Origin of the sequence: Ruegeria sp. HKCCE3926, from assembly GCF_017872515.1 — a bacterium.
In the GTDB taxonomy this organism is placed as follows: Bacteria; Pseudomonadota; Alphaproteobacteria; order Rhodobacterales; family Rhodobacteraceae; genus Ruegeria.
Genome location: NZ_JAEDOU010000001.1, coordinates 249,767 through 272,265 on the forward strand (window position 1 = coordinate 249,767; position 22,499 = coordinate 272,265).

24 protein-coding genes are annotated in these 22,499 nt (G+C 58.8%); 6 read left to right on the forward strand and 18 right to left on the reverse strand.

Annotation, left to right across the window (positions count from 1 at the left end):
* Positions 1-15 precede the first annotated feature (15 nt).
* From I9184_RS01275 to I9184_RS01285, 3 genes are all read left to right on the forward strand, one after another.
* Positions 16-1,905, forward strand: a complete 1,890-nt coding sequence (locus I9184_RS01275; protein ID WP_171630777.1) for an acyl-CoA synthetase — start codon at positions 16-18, stop codon at positions 1,903-1,905.
* Between the two features lie 12 nt (positions 1,906-1,917).
* Positions 1,918-2,841 carry an alpha/beta hydrolase gene (locus I9184_RS01280; protein ID WP_209832413.1) on the forward strand — a complete coding sequence of 308 codons (924 nt, stop codon included), beginning with the start codon at positions 1,918-1,920 and terminating at the stop codon, positions 2,839-2,841.
* 98 nt (positions 2,842-2,939) lie between these two features.
* On the forward strand, positions 2,940-3,743 hold the full coding sequence (locus I9184_RS01285) for a methyltransferase domain-containing protein (RefSeq protein ID WP_209832414.1): 804 nt from the start codon (positions 2,940-2,942) through the stop codon (positions 3,741-3,743).
* A gap of 23 nt (positions 3,744-3,766) precedes the next feature.
* Here the strand turns inward: I9184_RS01285 and I9184_RS01290 are convergent, their stop codons facing one another.
* The 15 genes from I9184_RS01290 to I9184_RS01360 all read right to left on the reverse strand — a co-directional run bounded on the left by I9184_RS01290 (position 3,767) and on the right by I9184_RS01360 (position 19,068).
* Complete coding sequence (locus tag I9184_RS01290) at positions 3,767-4,603, reverse strand: alkaline phosphatase family protein (protein ID WP_209832416.1); 837 nt, start codon at positions 4,601-4,603, stop codon at positions 3,767-3,769.
* A gap of 154 nt (positions 4,604-4,757) precedes the next feature.
* Positions 4,758-6,395 carry an ABC transporter ATP-binding protein gene (locus I9184_RS01295; RefSeq protein WP_209832418.1) on the reverse strand — a complete coding sequence of 546 codons (1,638 nt, stop codon included), beginning with the start codon at positions 6,393-6,395 and terminating at the stop codon, positions 4,758-4,760.
* Positions 6,392-7,207: an ABC transporter permease gene (locus I9184_RS01300; protein WP_171630787.1), complete on the reverse strand. Its 816-nt coding sequence runs from the start codon at positions 7,205-7,207 to the stop codon at positions 6,392-6,394. Before I9184_RS01300 ends, I9184_RS01295 begins: the two co-directional genes overlap by 4 nt.
* Positions 7,204-8,160: an ABC transporter permease gene (locus tag I9184_RS01305; protein WP_152458791.1), complete on the reverse strand. Its 957-nt coding sequence runs from the start codon at positions 8,158-8,160 to the stop codon at positions 7,204-7,206. The genes I9184_RS01300 and I9184_RS01305 overlap by 4 nt, the downstream gene beginning before the upstream one ends.
* Before the next feature lie 15 nt (positions 8,161-8,175).
* Positions 8,176-9,762 (reverse strand): ABC transporter substrate-binding protein, encoded by a 1,587-nt coding sequence (locus I9184_RS01310; protein WP_171167064.1) that lies wholly within the window; start codon positions 9,760-9,762, stop codon positions 8,176-8,178.
* A 237-nt stretch (positions 9,763-9,999) separates the two neighbouring features.
* Complete coding sequence (locus I9184_RS01315) at positions 10,000-11,103, reverse strand: DUF4147 domain-containing protein (RefSeq protein WP_209832420.1); 1,104 nt, start codon at positions 11,101-11,103, stop codon at positions 10,000-10,002.
* Positions 11,103-11,540: a D-aminoacyl-tRNA deacylase gene (dtd, locus tag I9184_RS01320; protein ID WP_209832422.1), complete on the reverse strand. Its 438-nt coding sequence runs from the start codon at positions 11,538-11,540 to the stop codon at positions 11,103-11,105. Before dtd ends, I9184_RS01315 begins: the two co-directional genes overlap by 1 nt.
* 42 nt (positions 11,541-11,582) lie before the next feature.
* Positions 11,583-12,251: a nitroreductase gene (locus tag I9184_RS01325; RefSeq protein WP_209832424.1), complete on the reverse strand. Its 669-nt coding sequence runs from the start codon at positions 12,249-12,251 to the stop codon at positions 11,583-11,585.
* Between the two features lie 99 nt (positions 12,252-12,350).
* Positions 12,351-13,466: a TFIIB-type zinc finger domain-containing protein gene (locus I9184_RS01330; protein ID WP_209832426.1), complete on the reverse strand. Its 1,116-nt coding sequence runs from the start codon at positions 13,464-13,466 to the stop codon at positions 12,351-12,353.
* Positions 13,467-13,473: 7 nt separating this feature from the next.
* A complete protein-coding gene (locus I9184_RS01335; protein WP_171722854.1) occupies positions 13,474-13,791 on the reverse strand; it encodes a CPCC family cysteine-rich protein in 318 nt (105 codons plus the stop codon).
* 9 nt (positions 13,792-13,800) lie between these two features.
* Positions 13,801-14,949 carry an SPFH domain-containing protein gene (locus tag I9184_RS01340; RefSeq protein ID WP_209832428.1) on the reverse strand — a complete coding sequence of 383 codons (1,149 nt, stop codon included), beginning with the start codon at positions 14,947-14,949 and terminating at the stop codon, positions 13,801-13,803.
* Positions 14,950-14,971: 22 nt separating this feature from the next.
* Positions 14,972-15,892, reverse strand: a complete 921-nt coding sequence (locus I9184_RS01345; protein ID WP_209832430.1) for a DUF2927 domain-containing protein — start codon at positions 15,890-15,892, stop codon at positions 14,972-14,974.
* Positions 15,893-15,941: 49 nt separating this feature from the next.
* On the reverse strand, positions 15,942-17,132 hold the full coding sequence (locus I9184_RS01350) for a toxic anion resistance protein (protein ID WP_171630802.1): 1,191 nt from the start codon (positions 17,130-17,132) through the stop codon (positions 15,942-15,944).
* 30 nt (positions 17,133-17,162) lie between these two features.
* A complete protein-coding gene (locus I9184_RS01355; RefSeq protein ID WP_171630804.1) occupies positions 17,163-18,077 on the reverse strand; it encodes a 5-bromo-4-chloroindolyl phosphate hydrolysis family protein in 915 nt (304 codons plus the stop codon).
* A 175-nt stretch (positions 18,078-18,252) separates the two neighbouring features.
* Entirely contained in the window at positions 18,253-19,068 is an 816-nt protein-coding gene (locus I9184_RS01360) for a pseudouridine synthase (protein WP_171630806.1), read from the reverse strand.
* Positions 19,069-19,130: 62 nt separating this feature from the next.
* Between I9184_RS01360 and I9184_RS01365 the strand changes: the two genes are divergently transcribed.
* On the forward strand, positions 19,131-19,595 hold the full coding sequence (locus tag I9184_RS01365; protein WP_171630808.1) for a nucleoside deaminase: 465 nt from the start codon (positions 19,131-19,133) through the stop codon (positions 19,593-19,595).
* A gap of 15 nt (positions 19,596-19,610) precedes the next feature.
* Here I9184_RS01365 and I9184_RS01370 read toward each other — a convergent pair whose 3' ends face one another.
* Entirely contained in the window at positions 19,611-20,303 is a 693-nt protein-coding gene (locus tag I9184_RS01370; RefSeq protein ID WP_171630810.1) for a metal-dependent hydrolase, read from the reverse strand.
* 60 nt (positions 20,304-20,363) lie between these two features.
* On the opposite strand from I9184_RS01370, the gene I9184_RS01375 reads away from it, so the two are divergent.
* Positions 20,364-21,035: a ceramidase domain-containing protein gene (locus tag I9184_RS01375; protein ID WP_209832432.1), complete on the forward strand. Its 672-nt coding sequence runs from the start codon at positions 20,364-20,366 to the stop codon at positions 21,033-21,035.
* A 70-nt stretch (positions 21,036-21,105) separates the two neighbouring features.
* Here the strand turns inward: I9184_RS01375 and I9184_RS01380 are convergent, their stop codons facing one another.
* Positions 21,106-21,669: a DUF4202 domain-containing protein gene (locus I9184_RS01380; protein ID WP_171630815.1), complete on the reverse strand. Its 564-nt coding sequence runs from the start codon at positions 21,667-21,669 to the stop codon at positions 21,106-21,108.
* A 156-nt stretch (positions 21,670-21,825) separates the two neighbouring features.
* Positions 21,826-21,984: a hypothetical protein gene (locus I9184_RS01385; RefSeq protein ID WP_170343617.1), complete on the reverse strand. Its 159-nt coding sequence runs from the start codon at positions 21,982-21,984 to the stop codon at positions 21,826-21,828.
* Positions 21,985-22,211: 227 nt separating this feature from the next.
* On the opposite strand from I9184_RS01385, the gene gatC reads away from it, so the two are divergent.
* A complete protein-coding gene (gatC, locus tag I9184_RS01390; RefSeq protein ID WP_117868236.1) occupies positions 22,212-22,499 on the forward strand; it encodes an Asp-tRNA(Asn)/Glu-tRNA(Gln) amidotransferase subunit GatC in 288 nt (95 codons plus the stop codon).

Consider the following 22,499-nt stretch of genomic DNA (forward strand, 5'->3'; position numbering starts at 1 on the left):
TACGGGAGGAACCACATGGCCTTTGTGGGTTTGGAAGACAAGAAGCGCATGGAACAGGAAATGCCGTGGGAGGATCGGGATTTGCCTGTCACCTTCCACCAGCTTTTGTCGCGCACCGCAGGGAAGTTCCCCAACCACAATGCCATGAGCTTCCAACTGTTCTCGGGCCCGAAGGACAAGGCCGAGACCCTGACCTGGTCGCAACTTCTGGCTCAGGTCAACCAGGCGGCGAACCTGTTCCGCTCGCTGGGTGTGGGTGAAAAGGACGTGGTCGCCTATGTGCTGCCCAACTGCAACGAGACACTGGTCACGATGATGGGCGGCGCGGTTGCGGGGATCGTGAACCCGATCAACCCCTTGCTTGAACCGGAACAGATTGCCGCGATCCTGCGCGAGACCGGTGCCAAGGTCGTGGTGACGCTGAAATCTTTTCCGAAAACAGATGTCGCGCAGAAGGTCGAAGAGGCGGTGCGCCACGCACCCAAGGTCAATACCATTCTGGAAATCGACCTGAACCGGTATCTGACCCCGCCCAAATCATGGCTGGTGCCGTTTCTGCGCCCCAAGATGGGCGACAAGGAAAAGCTTGCCCATGCGGATTACAAGAACTTCCACACGGAACTGGCCAAGCAACCGACGAAGCTGACCTTTGAAGACAGCAAGGAAGATCGTGTCGCCTGTTATTTCCATACCGGCGGTACCACGGGTATGCCGAAGGTGGCGCAGCACAAGTATTCCGGCCTGATCTACAACGGCTGGTTGGGGAACACGCTTCTGTTTGACGAAAACGACGTCATCATGTGCCCGCTGCCCATGTTCCACGTTTTTGCGGTGCATGTGATTGTGATGGCGGCCGTATCATCCGGTGCCCATGTGGTTTTCCCGACGCCACAGGGATATCGCGGCGACGGGGTGTTCGACAATTTCTGGAAGCTGATCGAGCGTTGGAAGGTGAGCTTCATCATCACCGTGCCAACCGCGATTTCAGCCAAGATGCAGCGCCCGGTCGATGCCGATATCTCAAGCGTAAAAACGGCCTTCTCGGGCTCGGCTCCGCTGCCCGTGGAACTGTTCCGCCGCTTTGAAGAAGCGACCGGCGTCACCATTGTCGAAGGGTACGGTCTGACAGAGGCCACGTGTCTGGTTTCGTGCAACCCGGTGGATGGTGAGAAAAAGATCGGATCGATCGGTATTCCGTTCCCCTATACAGACGTCAAGATCTTGCAGGATGGGCCAGATGGACCGACCGAGTGCGACACTGATCAAATCGGTGAGATCTGCATCTCGAACCCTGGTGTCTATGCGGGCAATACTTACACTGAGGCCGACAAGAACGTTAACCTGTATCACTTCGACAAGTACCTGCGCACGGGCGATCTGGGGCGCTTCGACGAAGATGGATATCTCTGGATCACCGGTCGCGCCAAGGACCTGATCATTCGTGGCGGTCACAACATCGACCCTGCCGAGATCGAAGAGGCTTTGCTGGGTCACGAGGCCGTTGCTTTTGCCGGTGCCATCGGCCAGCCGGATGCGCATTCCGGTGAAGTTCCCTGCGCCTTTGTCGAGCTGGTCGAGGGCGCGTCTGTCACCGAGAAAGAGCTGATGGATTACTGCAAGGTTCACGTGCATGAACGCGCAGCGCAACCCAAGCACATGACCATTCTGGATGAGCTGCCCAAAACGGCCGTTGGCAAGGTGTTCAAGCCTGATCTTCGGAAACAGGCCATCACTCGTATCTACAACGGTGCCCTCGAGGATGCCGGTTTGGCGGCGCGAGTAGTTTCTGTCATTGATGATAAGAAACGCGGCCTCGTCGCGCAGCTTGACGCGAACGGATCTTCGGAAGACGATGTTGCAAAAGTGCTGGGCGTATACACCCGGCCATGGGAGTGGTCTGAATAAGCCGGAGGGACAATGGACTATGAACGCCTGATCGACGAAGAAACCTGGGCGTTCATACGTCGCACGGCCGAAAGCTATCCCGATGACGCGGTCGAGCTGTCGATCGAGGATCAGCGCCGTGTCTATGACACCATGTGTCAGGACTTTCGCCAACCACGCCCGGCTGGCGTGGAAACTCAGGACCGGGCGGCCGATGGTGTTCCGGTTCGAATTTACTCTGCCGGGCAACCAACCCGAACCGTCATCTATTTTCATGGTGGCGGGTTCGTTGTTGGTGGTCTGGAAAGTCACGACGATGTTTGCGCTGAATTATGCGCCCAAACCGGGTATCGGGTCGTCGCCGTCGATTACCGGCTGTGCCCTGAACATGTGCACCCGGCACAGTTTGACGACTGTTGGAGCGCTGCGAACTGGGCCGCAAACGAATTCGGAGACCCTTTGATTTTGGCCGGTGATAGCGCCGGTGGAAACCTGGCTGCTGCTGTATCCCACTACGCGCGCGGGCGTTTGGACGGGATTCTTGGGCAGGTTCTGATCTATCCGGGCCTCGGAGGGGACCGCAGTCAGGGGTCCTACCAGGAACATGCCCAGGCCCCCTTGCTGACGCTGGACGAAATCAGGTTCTATGAAACCATCCGATGCGCGGGCGATCCGCCCCAGGGCGATCCGACCTATGCGCCATTGCAGGACAGTGACTATTCAAACCTGCCACCGACCGTGGTTGTAACGGCTGATTGCGATCCGCTGCGTGACGACGGGCAAGTTTATTGCAGTCGGATCAATGCGGCGGGCGGGCAGGCCCACTGGATCAATGAATTCGGTCTTGTGCACGGATATCTGCGCGCACGAACTGCGGTGAAACGTGCGGCCGACAGTTTTGAGCGTATTTCGGTTGCGATAGAAGCGCTGGGGCAGGGGATCTGGTCCTACGACTGATGCAATGAATTGAAGGCTCAGGTCCTTTTGAGGCCTGTATGCCGAAAATCGGCTGGCTGTGGTAAGCTCACTCAAAATTTCCAAGGAGATCTTACCTTATGGCCGACCCCTTTCAGAACGTCGATGCCGCAGGGCCGGAATTCATCAAGCTGTTTGCGGATTCGATGGACCAGCGGCAAGCGGACCCGACGATGGAACAGATCGTTGCCGCGTATCTGGGCCACCTGAACGTCACGGATGCATCGACGGTTGTTGAGGTTGGCGCCGGTGCAGGCGCCGTCACACGTCGCATCGCATCACACTGCCACCCGGCGAACGTCATAGGTTTCGAGCCTTCAAAAGGATTTGTCTCGGAAGCCAGCACGCGGGCCAAGGAATATTCGAACCTGACTTTCAAGGTTGCCGACGGTGCCGCGCTTCCGCTGGAGGATGATGCCGTCGATGCGGTCATCATGCACACGGTGCTCACGCATGTAGAAGACCCCAAATCGTTGGTTGCCGAGGCCTTCAGAGTGCTGAAACCCGATGGGATCTTGATCGTCTGTGACGCTGATTTCTCAAAAGCGACCTTCAGTGCTTTTCCGAATGATCCACTGGATATGTGTGCAAAGGAATTTGTACGCGAGTTTGTGACCGATCCTTTTGTCGTCGCAAAACTCAGGTCAATGATTTCCGATGCCGGACTTTCCGTGCAACATTTCGACGTACAGAGCAGAGTTGTCTCGACACCCGAGCAGATGTTGCCTTGGGTCGACCTGACCACCAAGCAAATGTACGAGCGGGGTGATATCGGAAAAGAACTGGCAGAGGGGCTTGTAGCCGAGCACGAAAGACGTGCTCGAAACGGGTCACTTTATGGATATCAGGTGTTTGCGACAGTGGTGGCTGCGAAGGCCGCATAAGTGACCCCGAAGCTGCGTGCGCATTACCGCAGAAACGGTTCGGCCTTCATTGTCTCAGCAATGGGGGCACCCATTCGGCTCAGGATGGTCGGGGCCAATTGCAACTGGCTTATGACGGTATCTGCGTCTGGCCCTTCGGCGTCGCCGAAATAGTACAGCGCCGTTTCCTGTTGCAGCGGGCCGCGCCCGCCGTGGTGCCCACGCTCGTCCTGGCCGTGATCCGCGGTGACGATCACTTCATATCCCAACTGGCGCCAGCGGGGGATGAAAGGGGCGAGCATTTCGTCGGCGACAAAGCAAGCGTGATCCATTTCTTCACAATCGTGGAAGAAACGGTGGCCCATACTGTCCAGCGTGCAGGTGTGCAGAATGCCATAGTCCAGCCCGAAACGCAGGCACAGATTGGTCAGAGTGGCATACAGGTCGACATCGGATGGCGTCATCTGGTTGGCTTTGCCATAGCCCGTCATGCTGTGAAAACGGCCATGGTTGATCGTCGCGCTTTCGGGTTCGTCATATTCGATGTCGCGGACGTAATCGAAGGGATGACGGTTGAAGAATTGCGACCAATAGCTGTGTGTGACCGCCCCGGTCACACCACCGGCTTCACGCACCTGGCTGAACACGTCCTTGTGGTTCAGCCGGAAGACGTTTCCATTTCCGGTGCAGCCATGCTCTTGCGGCGTCACGCCGGTGTGGATCGACGCATAGCAACTGGCCGATATCGAGGGCAGCACGGCATGCAGTTTCCAGACGCGTGCTTCTCCGCTGTCGACCCAGCCTTCGAGATTGCCGAACAGGCGGCGAAAGTTGCGATAGGGGACACCGTCCAGAATGATAAGGAGTAGCTTGCGGTCCATGTCGAGGCCCTTCGAGAGACATTGCATTCCGGCGACCCTAAGAGATTCGACGTCCTCAGGCTGCCACTTTGCGCCCCCAATAGCAAAATCCCGACACCTGTCTTCACACAAGATGCCGGGATTTCAAACCTTCATTGAAATGTCACGAACCGGATCAGTTGCCAGCGCTTTCCATCTTGCGATGAGCGACAACCTCTTCCAGCCAGCCCAGATGCATTTCAGGCACCGAACTGAGCAGCAGGTCGGTATAATCGTCGAAGGGCGGGCTCAGCACCTGGCTCTTCGAGCCATAACGGGCCACGCGACCCTGATACATCACCGCGATGCTGTCGCTGATCGCGCGGACCGTCGCCAGATCATGGGTGATGAACAGATAGGCCACATCTTCGATCTTTTGCAGGTCCAGCAGCAGCTTGAGGATCCCGTCTGCCACCAGCGGATCCAGAGCCGAAGTGACCTCGTCACAGATGATCATCTTGGGCTTGGCTGCCAGTGACCGGGCGATACAGACACGCTGTTTCTGACCTCCGGACAGTTCCGCAGGATAGCGGTCGATGAACTTTTCGCCCAACTCGATCTCATCCAACAGCTCGATGATCCGCTTGCGCTTTTCAGCGCCACGCATGTTGAAATAGAACTCCAACGGGCGGCCGATGATGGTGCCGACGGTTTGGCGTGGGTTCATTGCCACGTCTGCCATCTGATAGATCATCTGCAACTCGCGCAGATCCTCCCGAGAACGCCCCGCAAGGTCCGGCGACAGCGTGCGACCGGCAAAACGGATCTCGCCATCGCGCGGCGGCAACAGGCCGGTGATCACCCGGGCCAGCGTGGATTTGCCCGAACCGGATTCGCCCACGACCGCCAGCGTTTGCCCCGGATGAAGCTCGACATTGACGTTGTGCAGCACGTCGAAGTTCAGCCCCTTGTAGCGCGCGGTGATCCCGTCAACGGTAAGCAGCGGTTCCGGTGTGGGCTGCTTTTCTTCGTGCTCGATCGAACGCACCGAGACCAAAGCCTGAGTATATTCTTCCTGTGGGTTGTTGATGATCTGATCGGTGCTGCCGTATTCGACTGTGTCACCCATCCGCAAAACCATGATATCGTCGCTGACCTGCGCAACCACGGCCAGGTCATGGGTGATGTACAAAGCGGCAACGCCGGTGTCGCGTATGGCATCCTTGATCGCCATAAGAACATCGATCTGGGTGGTAACATCCAGCGCCGTGGTCGGTTCGTCGAACACCACCAGATCGGGTTCAGGACACAGTGCCAATGCGGTCATACAACGCTGCAACTGACCGCCCGAAACCTGGTGCGGATAACGGTTGCCGATGTTGTCAGGGTCAGGCAAACCCAGCTTTGCGAACAGCTCGCGCGCGCGGGCCTCGGCCTCTTTGCGCGAAAACTTCTTGTGCTCGACAGCCGCTTCGACAACCTGATCCATGATCTTCTTGGCCGGGTTGAACGACGCGGCGGCAGATTGCGAGACATAGGCAACCTCGCCCCCGCGCAGATTCCGAATATCGCCATGCGTTGATTTCAGGATGTCGCGCCCGTTGACCCAGACTTCGCCGCCGGTGATTTCAACGCCACCCCGGCCATAGGCCATCGAGGCAAGACCGATGGTGGATTTCCCAGCGCCGGATTCACCGATCAGACCCAATACCTTGCCGCGCTCGAGGTCAAAGCTGACCCCGTGCACGATTTCGATGTCATGGGGTTTCTCACCCGGTGGGTAAACGGTTGCACCGATCTTGAGGTCACGGACCTTGAGAAGGGAATCACTCATCCCCGACCTCCTTTCAGCGATGTAGTACGGTTCAGGATCCAGTCAGCCACAAGGTTGACCGAGATCGCGAGCGTCGCGATGGCCACCGCGGGGTACAGGGCCGCGCCAATGCCATACACGATGCCGTCCTTGTTTTCCTTCACGATGCCACCCCAGTCGGCCAGCGGCGGTTGAACGCCAAGACCCAAGAAAGACAGGGTAGAGATGAACAGCACCATGAAGATGAACCGCAGGCCGAACTCGGCCACCAGCGGTGACAATGCGTTCGGCAGGATTTCCCGGAAGATGATCCATGTCCGCCCCTCACCACGCAGTTTCGCGGCTTCGACATAATCCATCACGTTGATGTCCACGGCGACGGAGCGCGAAAGGCGATAAGGGCGTGTCGCATCCAGAAGGCCCATGACGAGGATCAGGATCGGGACAGTTACCGGAACGATGGCCAGAATGACCAGCGCAAGGATCAGGGTTGGGATCGACATGATCAGATCGACCGTCCGGCTAAGCGCCTGATCCGCCCAACCGCCCAGAACGGCGGCCAGAAGACCAAGCGATGTACCGGTCAAGAAGCTGAGCAATGTCGCGGCGGCGGCAATGAAGATCGTCGTGCGCCCGCCATAGATCATGCGGGTCAGCAGGTCGCGGCCGATATTGTCGGTGCCCAGCAGGTGTTCGGCGCTGGCCGGCTCCCATACATCGCCGACCACTTCTGCCATCCCGTAAGGCGCGATCAACGGGGCAGCAATGGCCACGAAGAAATAGGCGCCGGTGAATATGAGGCCAATCAGAGCCGAAAGAGGGATGTTTTTCATTTCGGATGCCTCAGTCTTGGGTTGGCGAGGATCGAGACGATATCCGCGACCATGTTCAGGCCGATGTAAACAGCCGCGAATACCACGCCGCAGGCCAGAACAACCGGCACGTCACGCTTGGTCACTGCGTCCACAAGGTACTGCCCCATGCCGGGATAGACGAACACGACTTCAACCACGACGACGCCAACAACGAGGTAGGCGAGGTTCAGCATGACAACGTTCACGATGGGTGAGATTGCGTTGGGAAAGGCATGCCGCGCGATGACCTGAAATGTGCTCAGGCCCTTGAGTTCGGCCGTTTCGATATAGGCTGATTGCATGAGGTTCAGAATTGCAGCGCGGGTCATCCGCATCATCTGCGCGAGGACCACCAGTGTCAGAACGAAGGCCGGCAGCGCAATCGCGTTCAGCTTTTGCCAGAACGACATCGAGTCGTTGATCATCGCAAGCGAGGAAAACCATCCCAGCTTGACCGAGATGTAGTAGATCACGACGTATCCGATCAGGAACTCGGGGATGGAAACCGTTGTCAGCGTGACGGCGGAAATCAGTTTGTCGGGCCAGCGATTGCGGAACCGGACAGCCAGCAGACCCAGAAAGATCGCAAGCGGGACGGATACGATTGCCGCGACACAAGCCAGGAACAACGTGTTTCCGAGGCGTTTTCCGATGCTCTCGGCAATATCAAGCTTGTTGGTCAGCGATTGGCCAAGGTCGCCCTGAACGATGCCGCCCAGCCATTCAAAATAACGGGTCAGGGCCGGGCGGTTCAGGCCCATTTCTTCTCGAAGGTTGGCCAAGGCCTCGGGGGTTGCGGACTGCCCCAGGACGGCTTGCGCGGCGTCTCCGGGAAGAGCTTCGGTCAGGCCAAAAATCAAGGCCGAAGCGCCGAACAGCAATAGAATTCCCAGCGCGAGGCGCTGGGAAACCAGTTTTATGATAGGATGCATTATCCGATGCCCGTATCAGACGAACCACATTTTGCGGGACATGTTGCCGTTCATCATTTCCTGTGTCGGGTCGCTTTCCCAACCATCCAGTTGGTTGCTGACACCTTCAACAAAATCGTTGAACATCGGGCAAATCAGACCGCCTTCATCACGGACCATGCGGCCCATCTGGCTATAGATGCCCTTGCGTTTCTCGACATCCAGTTCTGCACGAGCCGCGAACAGCAGGTCGTCAAATGCCTGAACTTTGAAACGTGTATCGTTCCAGTCCGCCGTCGACAGATACGCGGTCGAGTACATCTGGTCCTGTACCGGACGACCGCCCCAGTAAGAGGCGCAGAAGGGCTGCACATTCCAAACCTCGGACCAGTAGCCGTCATTCGGCTCGCGCTTGATTTCCAGCGGAATTCCAGCCTGGGCGGCTGTCTGTTGGAACAGGGCTGCAGCATCCACCGCGCCCGGGAAGGCGCCGTCTGCAACACGAAGGACAATCGGCGAGCCGTCATGACCGGACTTCTTGTAGTGCTCGGCTGCTTTTTCCACGCTGAACTCGCGCTGTTCGATTGTCTCATCAAACAGTGGATAGGCTGCGTTAATCGGCATGTCGTTACCGATCGAGCCATAACCGCGCAGTACTTTGTCCACCAGATCCGCACGGTTGATGGCATACTTCAGGGCCGTGCGCAGTTCGTTGTTGTCGAACGGTGCGGTATCGCAGTGCATGATAAAGACATAGTGGCCGCGGCCAGCGGTCGAGTGCACGGTCAGATTGGGTGCGCGCCCCAGCAGGTCCGCGACCTTTGGTTCAACACGGTTGATGGCGTGGACCTGACCCGATTGCAATGCAGCGGTACGCGCAGTTGCGTCATTGATAACCACGACTTCAACACTGTCGAAGTTACCAAAATCAGAGTTCCAGTGATTCTCGTATTTTGTGAACAAGTGGCGCACACCGGGTTCGTCCACTTCCACCTTGTACGGTCCGGTTCCGATACCTGCTCCGGGATTGTCCATGCCGCCATCGGGCTGAATGATCAGGTGGTAGTCGGCCATCAGATACGGAAGGTCAGCGTTTGGCTCGGACAGAGTGACCTGGAAATTGTCGCCATCGGCTTTCATTGACTCGATGCCCTTCATGATGCCGAGGGCACCAGACTTGGAGTCTTCGTTCGAGTGGCGCTGCATTGTCTTCAGCACGTCCTCGCTGGTCATGGTTTTGCCGTTGTGGAATTCGACACCCTGACGCAGTTTGAAGGTCCAGACCTTGGCATCCGCGCTGCCTTCGACGCTTTCCGCCAGGCGCGGTTCGATGGACCCATCGGGTGCAACTTCTACAAGCTGGTCGCCAAACTGCTTGCCGTTCTGGAACGGAACCGAGCTGGCATAGGTCGCCGGATCCAGCGAGTTGGTCGACTCACCACCTTGCAGACCGAACTTCAGATCACCACCCTTTTTCGGGCCTGCTGCGCGTGCTGCGTCCGCGAACATCGTGCTGGCCACGGCAGCCGAAACGCCCAGGGCCGCGGCTTTCCCCATGAATTCGCGGCGAGTCATCTTCCCGGCTGTGACCTGACCGGCCATATGCGTTATTTGTTCATTCATTGAGTGTTCTCCCTATTGAGTGGTTCCAGCCCCTTTGGGGGCTTTTTGTTGACGCATGAGTCAACGTTGGCTTATTTCCGCGAACCGGGCAAGGTTATTTCTCTTAAATACCGAAGGCCAAAGCCATCGCTTTGTTGTCCGGTGTGCGGCAATTGCTGAGTGGGTGTTCAGGTACATTCTGCATTTTCGGGTAGTTTCCGGTCGATTGCGGGCCAAAGCGGCATGATAAGCGTCAAATCATCCACGTATCGCGACAACCAGGTCCATGACGTTGGTGCCGGTTGGTCCGGTTGTCAGCAGGCCGTGCGCTTTTTCCAGGAATGATCCGCTGTCGGCTTTGTGAAGAGCGCGTTCGGCGCCATCACTCCAAGTCTTTCCTGTTATGATTCCACCCGCCGCATTTGTCGGGCCATCCGTGCCGTCGGTGCCGCCCACGATCACCGCGAGATCCGTCTGCCCCGCGATCTCTTTTGCCAAAGCAAGCGCAAGGGCTTGATTTCTGCCGCCACGTCCCGGGTGATCAGGCAAGACCACGGTCGGTTCTCCGCCAAAGATCATCACGCCCTTTTCCATTCCACGCAGCAAGGGCCCAAGACGCGCCGCGACCTGCAAATAGTCGTCGTGCAGAGCCTCATCATTGGTCAAGACCCTCAGCCCCATTGTTTCCGCTGCTTTGGCAGCGGCACTGCGGGCATGCGCGTTCGAAGCAACGATCCGGGTGCTGGCGGCAAAGGAATGATTGTCGGGCAATGCTCCGATTCCCGAACCGATGACGTTCAGATCGTCTCCGGGCACATCCGATATCGCCAGAACAGTGGCGCGGTCTCCGGCGAAATGGGACAGCAGGCCGCCGCCCTTGATGCGCGACAGCTTGCGCCGCTCGGCATTCATTGCGCGGATATCCAGCCCTTTGGACAGCAGTTCGCGGTTCAACGCCTCGAGATCCGCCAGCGATGTTCCGGGAAGCAGGTCTTCGGCCAGGGATGACGCGCCGCCCGAGACCAGCAGCAGAACATGTGATCCGGGCCCCATCTGATCCATGGCCAGGCGCAGCGCCCGCCCGCCCGCCACGCTGCGGTCGTCCGGAACGGGGTGTGATGCTTCGATCACCTCGACCCCAGCCGGCAGGTCGTGGCCATGCCCGTCTTTGGTGACCACAAGCGTGGGGATGGCGCCGAAATGTTCCAGCGCAGCCCGCGCCATGGCTGCGGCGGGTTTGCCCACGGCCAGAATACGGTCTGGTTTCGGGACATCAGGCAAGGCGGCCAGGGTGGCCTTATACCCGCCGACGGCATCAACACCGGCCTGCCACAACCTGACAGCTTGCTTTTCAATATCCATCAATTCTCCACCCAGATCGTGACCGGCCCGTCATTTACAAGCTCAACCGCCATGTCCGCGCCGAACTGTCCGGTTTCCACCGCGATCCCCTGCGCGGCAAGGTGCTCTGCGAAGACCTTGTACAATTGCTCTCCCAACTCGGGCGGGGCCGCGTTTGAAAATCCGGGACGATTGCCGCTGGAGGTGTCCGCCGCCAGTGTGAACTGGCTTACCACCAAAGCAGAGCCTTCAACATCCAGAAGCGAGCGGTTCATCTTGCCGGCGTCATCCTTGAAAATCCGCAGTTTTGCGGCTTTCTCGGCCAATTTTTCTGCCTGTGCCTTGCTATCGCCCTGCATGGCGCAGACAAGAATCATGAGCCCGGGACCAGTTTTGCCGATGACGGTGCCTTCGACCGACACTTTGGCCTGTGTCACCCTTTGCAGCAATGCGCGCACTTGGTTCCTCCCCCGAAACGTTGAGCCTGCCTGAGCGACGGTTTAGCCGCGCCAGTCCACAAAGTCACCCAATGCCGCGCGTTCCGTACGGAAGCTGTTTGCAGGATGATCCATATCCGAATAGCCAAAGGAAATTGCGCACAGGATCAACCGGTCATCGGGGATCTGAAAATACTGATGCAAAAACGGGCTGTACGCCGCCAATGCCGCTTGCGGGATGGTCGCCACGCCCAAAGCCTGAGCGGCGAGCGCAAAAGCCGTGACAAAGCCGCCGCAATCCATTGCACCATAAGGTCCCAGCTCTGCCGGGCTTGAGATGATGGCACAATGTGGTGCGCCAAAAAGGGCGAAGTTCTGCATCATTTGCTGCGCCGATCCTTTACGGTCCCCCCGTTCTACGCCAACCGCGCGGTAGAGCGCCCAGCCGCACGTCCGGCGGCGGTCTTGATACACGCCGGAGTAGGAAACGGGAAAAGGAAGATCGGGGGCCGGCGTGCCGTTCCTGGCTTCGTTTGACATCGCGTCGCGGAACCTGTCGGTTTCGTCTTTGCTGGTGATGACCAATTGCCAAGGTTGCGCATTGCACCAGCTCGGCACCCGGGACGCGCTGGTCACGATCTGTTCGATGTCACCACGTGGCACCGGGTCAGGCCGAAAGGCGCGGCAGGAATGGCGCGCAGTCAGAAGCGTGTTCAGATCGGCCAGGGTCACGTCGTCTTCTCCTCCGGGGCAGCCGGCGGCAGGATGGGTGAGAAGCCGGGGATGTTCAAGGGGTTCCGCCGCACAGATTTAGGCTGCGGCCCCCGAAGGTCATTGCTGTCCGGTCGCCATGAGGTATCCGATGCCTGCCGCAATCAGCAGGCCAAGCACAACGGCGATCGTGACCTTGATTGCCGACCAGGGGCGTTCTCCCTGAACCCGGCCGGTCCGGCCGTTCACCACGAAACGATAGGTCTGACCGCGATACTTGTACGCCGCCAACCAGACCGGCAGCAGGATATGCTTGAACGTGACATCGCGCACATCGGTGTCCACTGCATGGATGCGTTGCCTGTCGCCCCCAATATCAAACCGCACGTCCCGCTCGATCACGCGGGCCATATAAGCGCGTGCCTCGGCATATCCATCTTTCAGCTCGACCGTATAGGCCTCGGCCCGAAAACCGGCGAGGTACTCTGGCTGGTAGGGTTCCAGAGCCGGGAGATCCCAAGGCTCCAGAGCATCCGTGTAAGCCTTGGGCAGGGACCTTGAGGCCAACACCAACACGTCGTCAAAAAACCGCGCCACCCGGCCGGACTTGGGCGTCCAGCGGACCTTGGGCACCTGTTGTTGCACCCGTTTGCCATCCCGCATGACGGTGCGGGTTTCATAGTAGACTATTCCGCGCTCTCCGCGATAGGCCGACTTCGTATCGGCGTCGAAGGTCCAGTACGGCACATAGATGCCCTGCATCCTGCGGCCCTTGCGGGCATAATCCTTCAACCCGTTCGGCGCGAACCACAGCCGCCCCAGCCAGTCGCTCATGGCTTTGTGGGCGGCGCGTTCGTCCAGCGCAAAAGGCAGAACGCCCTTCGGTTTGATATGCCGGTTCATCCCGGTGTCCGTCACGACCGGGGTGGCGCAGAACGGGCATTCCGAAGCATGGGTGTTGGGATCGAATTCAACCTGCGCTGCACAGTTCGGGCAGGACAGAACCCGCGTCTCTTCGATTTCGCTGTCGGGCAGGCGGTCGGCGATGGCAGCGTCGAAATCCAGCTCGCGCAGGCTGGCGCCGCCCCAGGGGCCGGCACCGATCGGTTCGGAATGGCCACAGTGATCGCAGATCAGCGTGCCGGATTTTGGATCGAACCGATAATCGGCGCCGCACTGGTCACACGGGAAACGATGTTCCGCGAAATCAGGCGATGGGGCAGGGGCATCCGTCATGCTACGCTCAGTCCTTGAGAGGGAAGTAGAGATAGTCCGCGCGGTCTTCCGCAGGCAGGACATGCGGCAGCATCGCGGCCTCGCAGGCCCCGATCGTCTTGAAGTTTTTACGCCCCTCAGCCAATGTCAGGCCGTGATTGGCCGCCGAAGGCTCGCGCAGGTTCGTGTCATATTGGATGTCCTCGTCCTCCCAGAAACAGATCGGGCAGATCAGGTACTGTCCACGTTCCGAAAGGGTGACATAGTCGCAGCAGGGGCAGACGAAATGCGGTTCGGGCCGCGTTCTGCGCCTGCCCTTTTTCGAACGCTTTCCAAGGCCGGCCATGCGGTGCCCTCATGCGCCGGGCGGGGGCGGAGGCAGAATGGTGAACAGCTGCGCCAGTTCCTGCACCTCACCCGCCTTCTTCCAGCCGTCCTGACCGGGCGTCCACACGTAGGTGTCGCGCGTGATCTCGCCCTCACTGGCCATGCGGCCCATCTTGGCCTTCGAGAACGGGCCGCTGGTCTGTCCGTCCACCGCAATGTGCCAGACATGCTCGACCGGCGGCGGAGGCGGCGGGGCCACATGTGCGGCCGGTTGCGCGGCAGCGGGCGCGGGCGCGCCCCACGGGCCTGACGACTGACCCGCTGCCATGTTCGACATCTGGTTCGCCATCGCCATGCCCATTCCCATACCAAGGCCAGCGCCCATGCCGCCGCCTCCGCCCGGGGAACTGGCTGCCGCCGTCATCGCCTCGGCCGCGGAATACTGGGTGAACTTGCCCAGATCTCCCGCCAGACCCATCGAGGTGCGCTTGTCCAGCGCCGCCTCGACCGCCGGCGGCAACGAGATGTTCTCGATGTAGAACTCCGGCATCTCCAGCCCATAGCCGTCCAGTACGGGCGAGACCTCGGCCGCAATCAGCTTGCCCAGATCGGCGGTGTTTGCAGCCATGTCCAGAACCGGGATGCCCGAGCCCGCGATCACTCGGCTGAATTCCTGCACGATGATGTTGCGGATCTGAAAGCTAATCTCGTCCATGGTGAACTCACCGTCGGTGCCCACGATCTCGACCAGGAAACGGGCCGGGTCCTTCACCCGGATCGTGTAGGTGCCATAGGCGCGGATCCGGGTGGGGCCGAATTCGGGATCGCGCAGCATGATCGGGTTCTTGGTGCCCCATTTCAGGTCGTTGAACCGGGTCGTGTTGACGAAATAGATCTCGGACTTGAACGGCGACTGGAACCCGTGATCCCAATGTTGCAGCGTCGTCATGATCGGCATGTTGTTGGTTTCAAGCATGTAGAGGCCCGGCGTGAACACGTCGGCCAGCTGGCCTTCATGCACGAATACGGCCGCCTGGCCCTCGCGCACGGTCAGCTTGGCGCCATACTTGATCTCGTGGCCCTCACGTTCGAACCGCCAGACCATCGTGTCACGGGTGTCGTCCACCCAATGAATGACATCAATGAATTCTCCGGTCAGAAAATCGAAAATTCCCATCTGGGTTCTCCTGTCATCGGGGTCATAGCGGCTGCCCCATCAATTCATGTGCGATTATTCGTACAATGGGTCGCGCTTCATCAACGTCTATGCCGGGCTGCAACCGTGGGTCATACAACATCGTCAGCAGCTTTTCGTCGTGACTGGTCAGCAGGGCAAATTCGTCATCATCATTGAAAATCGAAGGCCGCGCTGCCGGGCTGTCATTGGACAAACCAAGACCCTGAGCTATTTCTTCGTGAATGCAGCTTTGGCGGCCCAGATCCGTCAATTCGGCCCGGATAAGGGAAACGGCACGCACGTATCTGTGTGGTGAAGACGTCGTTGCCGATGCAATCACCAGGCAATCGAAATTGGCGCGTGGATTGGCCACCAGATTCAGCGAGTCCTGACTGATATTCGGGATCAGCTGTTTCAGGCGGGACACGATATAGGCGCTGTCGTCCTTGCCTGCAATAAAGACATGGAAATTGGCGTTGCGAGAGACGACGGAAACCGGATGATCCGTCAATCTGGCCAGTCGGGTGGCAAAGGACCGAACCTGATCCGCATCTTGCTGCCGTGCAGAAGGAAGCACGGAGGGCCCGAACTCGGTCTGTATGCGGACAGAGCCGGACCACCGGCTGAGTTGCCCGTCGGTCTGACGCGAGCCAGCCGCGACGCTTTGCGTCGGATATTCGCTGTAGAACGCAATCGCTTCGAAATTCCGCGCCAGATCATCGGCATCATAGGGGGTGTCCGGACCGCCCCCATCGGTGCGTAAAAGCCCCCGCACCAGCAAATCCCGTTCAACCCGCTGATAAAAACGCGCCAGATCCTGACTTGCGGCTGACGGTGGCACATAGGCATTGGCTGCCACGGGTGCGGGTGTCGGGCGAGGTTGCGGAACAACAGATGACGTCAGGGTTTCATCGCAATTGGCCAGAGCCAAGAGCGACACCATCCCCAAGGTTCCTTTCAAGTAACCGAAGGCCCGCACGCCGATCCCGCCCTCAGCCGGGAACCGCCGTACCGGCATTGTCGCCGGTTCCGTCGCGGCGCGCTTTGGCGGCCGCCAAAGTGTCGCGCAGTTCCTTTTCCATCTTCTGCAACTCAGCCTCGGCTGCGGCGCGTTTGGCTTTGCCTTCGTCCGCAATGGCAAGGCTTTCGTTGATGGTGCCAATCAGGTCGGCATTGGCCTGCTTGACCGCTTCGATGTCGAACACGCCGCGCTCCATCTCTTGGCGGATCATCTTGTTCGATTCGCGCAGGTTGGCCGCATTCGAAGTCAAAAGCTCGTTCGTCAGGTCGTTGGCGTCCCGCACCGCGGCGGCGGCTTCGGCGCTGCGTTGTATCGTAACCGCCTGGGCCAGCTGCGTTTCCCACAGCGGTACCGTGTTTACCAGCGTCGAGTTGATCTTGGTGACCAGCGATTTGTCGTTTTCCTGAACCAAACGGATCGACGGCAGCGACTGCATCGTGACCTGTCGTGTCAGTTTCAGGTCATGAACCCGGCGTTCTAGGTCGTCACGCGCCGCACGGATGTCACGCAGTTCCTGTGCCTTCATCACTTGCTGGTCTTCCGGAGCGGCCTGAACTTCGGCTTCCTTTTCAGGGATGTCGTGGCTGTCCAGCTCGGTCAGCTTCTCTTCGCCCGCAGCGATGTACAGCGCCAGTTCGTCATAAAAGCCCAAGGTCTTCTCATACAGCAGATCCAGAGATTTGATATCCTTGAGCAGCGTATGCTCATGTCCCAGAAGATCGTCGGTAATGCGATCGATCTGGCCCTGAACCTCTTCGTACTGGGCGGTAAATTTGGCAAAAGGCGCAGCCCTGCCCAACAGTTTCTCCCACCAGCTGCGCTCGCGCCGCACGTCAAGTTCACTGACCGAGAAACCGCGGATTGTGGTCACGATATTGCGCAGGCTGTCACCGGCCGGGCCGACATCCTTGTTGCGCACATCCGCAAGCATGGCCTGGCTGATCTCCTGCAACTCGGCCTGCGCGGACGAGCCGAACGCGACAATCGAATTGGTGTTGCCCATGTCGATTTCATCCATCCGCTTGCGGATTTCGGCGCTTACGGGTTCGTCGGCTTCCTCCAACGACACGACCTCGGCCTGCGGTTCGGGCAGGGCAACTGCGGTGACTTCCTGTACCAGTGTTTCGGCCTGAACTGCCTTGTTCTTGATCTCATCGGACATGGGTATGTTCCTCGCTCAAATAATGGCCGGTCAGTCCAGCCGGACGCCTTCGCGCTGCAGTCTTTCACGCAACACGTCAATTTCGACCGTCAGATCACTGCGGTCATCCAAAAGCATTTTCCGCGTTCGCGCGGCGAAATTCTGTTCCAGATCGTCCAGCAAAGCAGAGTAATCCGCAAGCGCCTGCGCATCGCGGGTTCGGGCGTAGACATCAGCAAACTTAACGGTCGCGTCGCGTGCGCCCTGCAAGTACACGGTCAGGTACTTTCTAGCACCGGCCAGATCTCGCGGGTCTTCCTCGACCGTGCGAAACAAATCCCGCGCGGTGTTCTGAAACCGTTCGACGCGGGCTTCGACCCTGCGGTCACCAGCGCGTTTTATGGCATTCGTCATTTCCGACAGATGTTTCTCGGCATCATCGACCACGCGGGCCACGCGGTCCTGCTGAAAAGTGTCGACCCCTTCCATGCCCTTGTTCTTCATCGGATCAAGCCCGAATGAGACAGAATGCAGAACGGTCGCTGCAACACCAAACAGCACGGGGGCCAACAAACTGACCTGCGCTGCCGCTTCAGCGTCCAGAAACTCGGACCTGTAAGACGCAAGGCCAGCGCCAAGGCCGGTGAGAACACTGGCAAATATCTTCCGCGGAAAAGCAGGACGTCGGGCGGTTTTGCGGGCATTGTACGCGGCCTCAGCTCTCAGACCTTCTCGCAGCAAAAATGCGGCCGCCGTCAGAAAACCAGCGGCGACCAGCCCCAGTGTCATGCCAATCGCGCCGTCGTTCAGGGACAGAAACACCAATGGAATGGCGGGTAGAAACAGAATATTCGCACGTGCGCCAGCGGGCTCGACCCGTGCGCCGTCAAACTGACCCCTCGGCAGTGGGGTGTTTTCCGATTCATCCCCCTGTGGGCTGTATTTGCCGCCGAACCGCTTTGCCATGGCTTACAGACCTCCGAGCAAACCAGTGCAGACGCCAAACAACAGCACCAACAGCACAGCGTAGGCCAGTTTTTGCACTCCGCTTCCGGACATCACGCCCCCCAAATAGCAGCTTTCACTGAAAATTTAGGGTATGCGCGGGCTTAGCGCTAGGGGGAAGGTTGCCGAACCCACATCACTTACGGGGATTCTTGCCGATCAGAGGCCGTTTTCTTTTGGGCCGTGACGGGCGTTTGGGCGCGTTGCCGGGTTTGTCTTCGGCGTCCAGACCCAGCTGGTCCCGCATGACCCGGCGACGGACTTCTTCGACCTCGCCCTGTTTCAGCGTCCCAAGCTGGAAGGGGCCGTAGGACACGCGCAACAGACGATTCACGGTAAAGCCGATATCTTCCATCGCGCGGCGGATTTCGCGGTTCTTGCCTTCGCGCAAGCCGATCGTCAGCCATGCATTTGCGCCCTGCTGGCGATCCAGTGTGACGGTCATTGGCTGGAACCGTTCTCCCTCGATCACCAGCCCCTTGCGCAGCGGTTCGAAATCCTCGTCCTTCGGGCGACCGTTAACCCGCACGCGGTACTTCCGCAACCACCCGGTCGAGGGCAGTTCCAGCTTGCGCTTGATGCCGCCATCGTTGGTCAACAGCAGCAATCCTTCGGAATTCAAGTCCAACCGACCAACGCTCATCACTCGTGGCATGTCGTCGGGCAGCTTGTCGAATATTGTATCTCGTCCTTTTTCGTCGCGGGTCGTCGTCACCAACCCGGCGGGCTTGTGATACAGCCACAGACGCGACGGTTCCGGTTCCGAGACCGGCTTGCCGTCGACTGCGATCTTGTCTTTCGCGGTCACGTTCAGGGCGGGGCTGTCGATGGTCTTGCCATTCACTGCCACGCGGCCTGCTTCTATCATGCGTTCAGCCTCGCGCCGGGATGCTACGCCAGCGCGGGCCAGGACTTTGGCGATCCGATCGCCGGGGGGTGGGGTCTTGTTCATGTCAGGGCCATACCGCATCCCGGGCGCTTGCGAAAGGCGGGTTTCTGCGGCAGTCAGGGGGCATGGTGTTCAAATCGCATATGCAACAGGCCCTGGCCGAGGCGCGCGCAGCCGCTGACCGCGGCGAGGTGCCCGTGGGGGCCGTTGTCGTCGGACCGGACGGAACGGTCGTGGCCGCGGCCGGGAACCGGACGCGCGAGTTGAATGACCCCACGGCCCATGCGGAAATCTTGGCCTTGCGTGCCGCCTGTGCGCAGGCGGGCTCTGAACGGCTGCCGGATCATGATCTCTACGTCACGTTGGAGCCTTGCGCGATGTGCGCCGCGGCCTTGGCGGCCGCGCGCATCCGGCGGATCTATTACGGTGCGGCAGACCCCAAATCCGGGGGCGTGGCGCATGGCGCGCGCGTGTTTTCGCATGCACAGGCGCATCACGTGCCCGAAGTCTATGACGGAATTGCAGGCGAAGAGGCTGCCGCGCTTTTGAAGGCCTTCTTCGAAGCGCGCCGCCAGGACAAGCCGGGCTGACGCGCTGCGCTGTCGTCAGACGGTGATGGCTTTCATGACCTCAGGTTCGATCACGTCGACCCCGGGCAACCCGTCGATCAATGCCTGTGCGGATTGTTCCAGAATGGGGAACGTCTGGTAGTGACATGGGATGACCGTCTTGAAGTCAAAGTACCGTTTCGCGGCATAAGCGGTGGCTTTCATATCCATGGTGAAATGCCCGCCAGCCGAAAGGATGCCGATATCGGGTTTGTAGTAATCCCCCATCCATTCCATGTCGGCCATGATGTCGGTATCGCCCGAGACGTAGAGCATACGCCCCTCGGCCGCGATCATGAAGCCGACCTCACTGCCACCAGTGCGCAGACCGTCCGGTGTTGAAAAAGTCGAGCTGTGAGAGGCCGGTACCATTGTCACCATGACGCCGTTCAGGTCGACGGTGCCGCCTTTGTTGAAACCGATGGTCTCAATGCCTTCCGCTTCGCTCCAGTATCCCATCAGGTCATACTGTCCGACAACGGGGATTTTCAGGTGCTTTGCCAGAGGAAGTACATCGGCCACGTGGTCAAAATGCGTATGGGTCAAAAGAATGTGGGTCGCCCCTTCCAGCACGGCATCATGCCGATCTTCGGGCAAGACCGGGTTGCCGGTCAGCCACGGGTCGATCAACAGAACCTGCCCCTGAGTTTCTATGCGAAAACTGCCATGGCCCAGCCAGATAATGTTCATTCCGGAATTCCTCTCAAGTCTTGTCTTGGCAGCAGCCTAGCATTGGCTATGTAAATTTCCATGGACTGGATTCGAGAAATTGATGGCTATTGCGAACGCGTGTCGCCGGAGTATTGGGCCGAGCCGATCAACGCGATCACAAATGCGGCTTTTCTGATTTCCGCATGGGTCATGTGGCAGCGCGTGCGCGATCAGGACATGCCGCTGGCCAAAGGTCTGGTCGTGATTTTGGCCATGATCGGGGTTGGAAGCTATCTGTTTCACACCCATGCCCGGGTTTGGGCGGCTTTGGCGGATGTGGCGCCGATCCTGCTGTTCATATTGGTCTATATATTTACGGTGAACCGCGACATCTGTCGCATGTCGTCCGGAATGGCGATCTGCGGTACGCTTCTGTTTCTTCCTTTTGCGGCACTTGTTGCGCCTTTGTTCCAGCTTGTGCCGGGGTTTGGCGGGTCGGCGGTTTACGCGCCGGTTCCTTTGTTGATCCTGATCTATGCGTTCCTGCTGCGGGGCCAAGACATGATCCTGGCCAAAGGGATGACAATCGGGGCCTTGATCCTGATTCTGTCGATCACGTTCCGGGCGCTGGATTTGCCTTTTTGCGGGCAATGGCCGGTGGGGACGCATTTCATGTGGCATATCCTGAATGCCATCATGCTGGGATGGATGATCGAGGTGTATCGCGCAGCTCTTGTCAGGGGCCGTTTTAGCAAAGGCCCGGCGCCTTGAGGCGCGGAAGGATCGCGTGTGTCTTCCGAGCCTCATGGCAAGAAGCCAACGAAACCGCCCCGGTCCGATTCTAGTTCTGAAAGGCTGCGGCCAGATGGTCGGGCAGATCAAATTCGCTCAACACCCGAGCGCGGCCTTCGGGCGACATCTTGCGGGCCGTTTTTTCAACGATGCTCTGGATTTTCTCGGCCGAGTGTTTTGCGGCAAAGGGCTGGAAATACCATTTCAGAAACACAAAGCAGATCACGTCTTCCAACGCCTGCACTTCCGCGTCGCGCTTGATGCCTTGTTTGCGCAACATGCGCCCTGCGGCCTCGATCTGTTCTGAATCGTAACCTTCGCGGGCCATCAACCCCATGACCACGTCGGAATGGTGTTCGCCCTGCGCCTTGCGCCATGACAGATATCCAACCCGGCCTTCGGGGTATTCACTGCGGGCAAGTTTCCAACGTTCCACATGCTGCCCGCGCGCGGCGATTTGAAGGGCGTCGGAAGCATCCGGAAACAGGCGGCCCAGCTCGGCACTCATGCGTTCGCCATACAACAGTGCCGCGGGGCGGCCCTCGTCTTGGTTGGGGTCATTTGCATTGGCTGCGTCGATTGCGTCCAGAACCGCTTGTTTTTGCGCGCTCATCATCTGCTCCACTGGCTTGCCTGAACTACGAAACCTCGGCGCAGTTCTGTTCTGTATTCGACGTCATGCTAGCGGCTTGCTCAGGGATGTGCATCCTCGAAAATGCAAAACAGCCGGGTCAGAGAGGGGATATCTGACCCGGCTTGGACCTGCGCGTTACTTGGCAGGTTTAACCTGATCCTGCGTGACCGGTTCCGCGATAGGGGACGGGAAGGTCAACGTGCGTGTCAGGTTGCTTGTGTCGATACCCAAAGCCATGGCCGGTGCGGCCAAAATCGTGGCGGACAAGACTGCGGCTGTTATCAGGGGTTTCATGTTTTTCTCCGGTTTGCGTTATGTCGCATAAATAAAATGAACAGTACAGTACAGTTTTCAAGATCGATAATGAACTATTCGGTTTACTTTTTTGCATACCAGTCATTCAGTTTTGAATAGCCTCATAAGAGGGGGGGATTCCAAACTCGGACCTGCCCAAGGCACCCCGGTCTTGCGACTGCCGCTGCAGACGGGTAAACGCCCCCTAACGTAGATGAGGGAAGCCGATGTCGATTGACCAAAGCACCGCCGCCAAAGTGGCCAAACTGGCCCGGATCAAGGTCGAGGATGACGCGCTGCCGGCGCTGGCATCCGAGTTCAACACCATCCTTGGGTTCATCGAACAGCTGAACGAAGTGGATGTGGAAGGTGTCGAGCCGATGGTTTCGGTCACACCCATGCGCCTCAAGCGTCGTCAGGACGAAGTCACCGATGGCAATCAGCAGGACAAGATTCTGGCCAACGCCCCCGACGCCCGCGAAGGGTTCTTCGCAGTCCCCAAAGTGGTGGAGTAA

Coding starts and splice junctions, on each gene's coding strand:
- I9184_RS01295 (WP_209832418.1), bottom strand. CDS start 6,395: ATGAGTGATTCCCTTCTCAAGGTCCGTGACCTCAAGATCGGTGCAACC.
- gatC (WP_117868236.1), top strand. CDS start 22,212: ATGTCGATTGACCAAAGCACCGCCGCCAAAGTGGCCAAACTGGCCCGG.
- I9184_RS01305 (WP_152458791.1), bottom strand. CDS start 8,160: ATGCATCCTATCATAAAACTGGTTTCCCAGCGCCTCGCGCTGGGAATT.
- I9184_RS01335 (WP_171722854.1), bottom strand. CDS start 13,791: ATGGCCGGCCTTGGAAAGCGTTCGAAAAAGGGCAGGCGCAGAACGCGG.
- I9184_RS01280 (WP_209832413.1), top strand. CDS start 1,918: ATGGACTATGAACGCCTGATCGACGAAGAAACCTGGGCGTTCATACGT.
- I9184_RS01315 (WP_209832420.1), bottom strand. CDS start 11,103: ATGGATATTGAAAAGCAAGCTGTCAGGTTGTGGCAGGCCGGTGTTGAT.
- I9184_RS01290 (WP_209832416.1), bottom strand. CDS start 4,603: ATGGACCGCAAGCTACTCCTTATCATTCTGGACGGTGTCCCCTATCGC.
- I9184_RS01360 (WP_171630806.1), bottom strand. CDS start 19,068: ATGAACAAGACCCCACCCCCCGGCGATCGGATCGCCAAAGTCCTGGCC.
- I9184_RS01350 (WP_171630802.1), bottom strand. CDS start 17,132: ATGTCCGATGAGATCAAGAACAAGGCAGTTCAGGCCGAAACACTGGTA.
- I9184_RS01300 (WP_171630787.1), bottom strand. CDS start 7,207: ATGAAAAACATCCCTCTTTCGGCTCTGATTGGCCTCATATTCACCGGC.
- I9184_RS01330 (WP_209832426.1), bottom strand. CDS start 13,466: ATGACGGATGCCCCTGCCCCATCGCCTGATTTCGCGGAACATCGTTTC.
- I9184_RS01370 (WP_171630810.1), bottom strand. CDS start 20,303: ATGAACATTATCTGGCTGGGCCATGGCAGTTTTCGCATAGAAACTCAG.
- I9184_RS01275 (WP_171630777.1), top strand. CDS start 16: ATGGCCTTTGTGGGTTTGGAAGACAAGAAGCGCATGGAACAGGAAATG.
- I9184_RS01365 (WP_171630808.1), top strand. CDS start 19,131: ATGGTGTTCAAATCGCATATGCAACAGGCCCTGGCCGAGGCGCGCGCA.
- I9184_RS01380 (WP_171630815.1), bottom strand. CDS start 21,669: ATGAGCGCGCAAAAACAAGCGGTTCTGGACGCAATCGACGCAGCCAAT.
- I9184_RS01375 (WP_209832432.1), top strand. CDS start 20,364: ATGGACTGGATTCGAGAAATTGATGGCTATTGCGAACGCGTGTCGCCG.
- I9184_RS01355 (WP_171630804.1), bottom strand. CDS start 18,077: ATGGCAAAGCGGTTCGGCGGCAAATACAGCCCACAGGGGGATGAATCG.
- I9184_RS01340 (WP_209832428.1), bottom strand. CDS start 14,949: ATGGGAATTTTCGATTTTCTGACCGGAGAATTCATTGATGTCATTCAT.
- I9184_RS01385 (WP_170343617.1), bottom strand. CDS start 21,984: ATGAAACCCCTGATAACAGCCGCAGTCTTGTCCGCCACGATTTTGGCC.
- I9184_RS01345 (WP_209832430.1), bottom strand. CDS start 15,892: ATGGTGTCGCTCTTGGCTCTGGCCAATTGCGATGAAACCCTGACGTCA.
- I9184_RS01310 (WP_171167064.1), bottom strand. CDS start 9,762: ATGAATGAACAAATAACGCATATGGCCGGTCAGGTCACAGCCGGGAAG.
- I9184_RS01285 (WP_209832414.1), top strand. CDS start 2,940: ATGGCCGACCCCTTTCAGAACGTCGATGCCGCAGGGCCGGAATTCATC.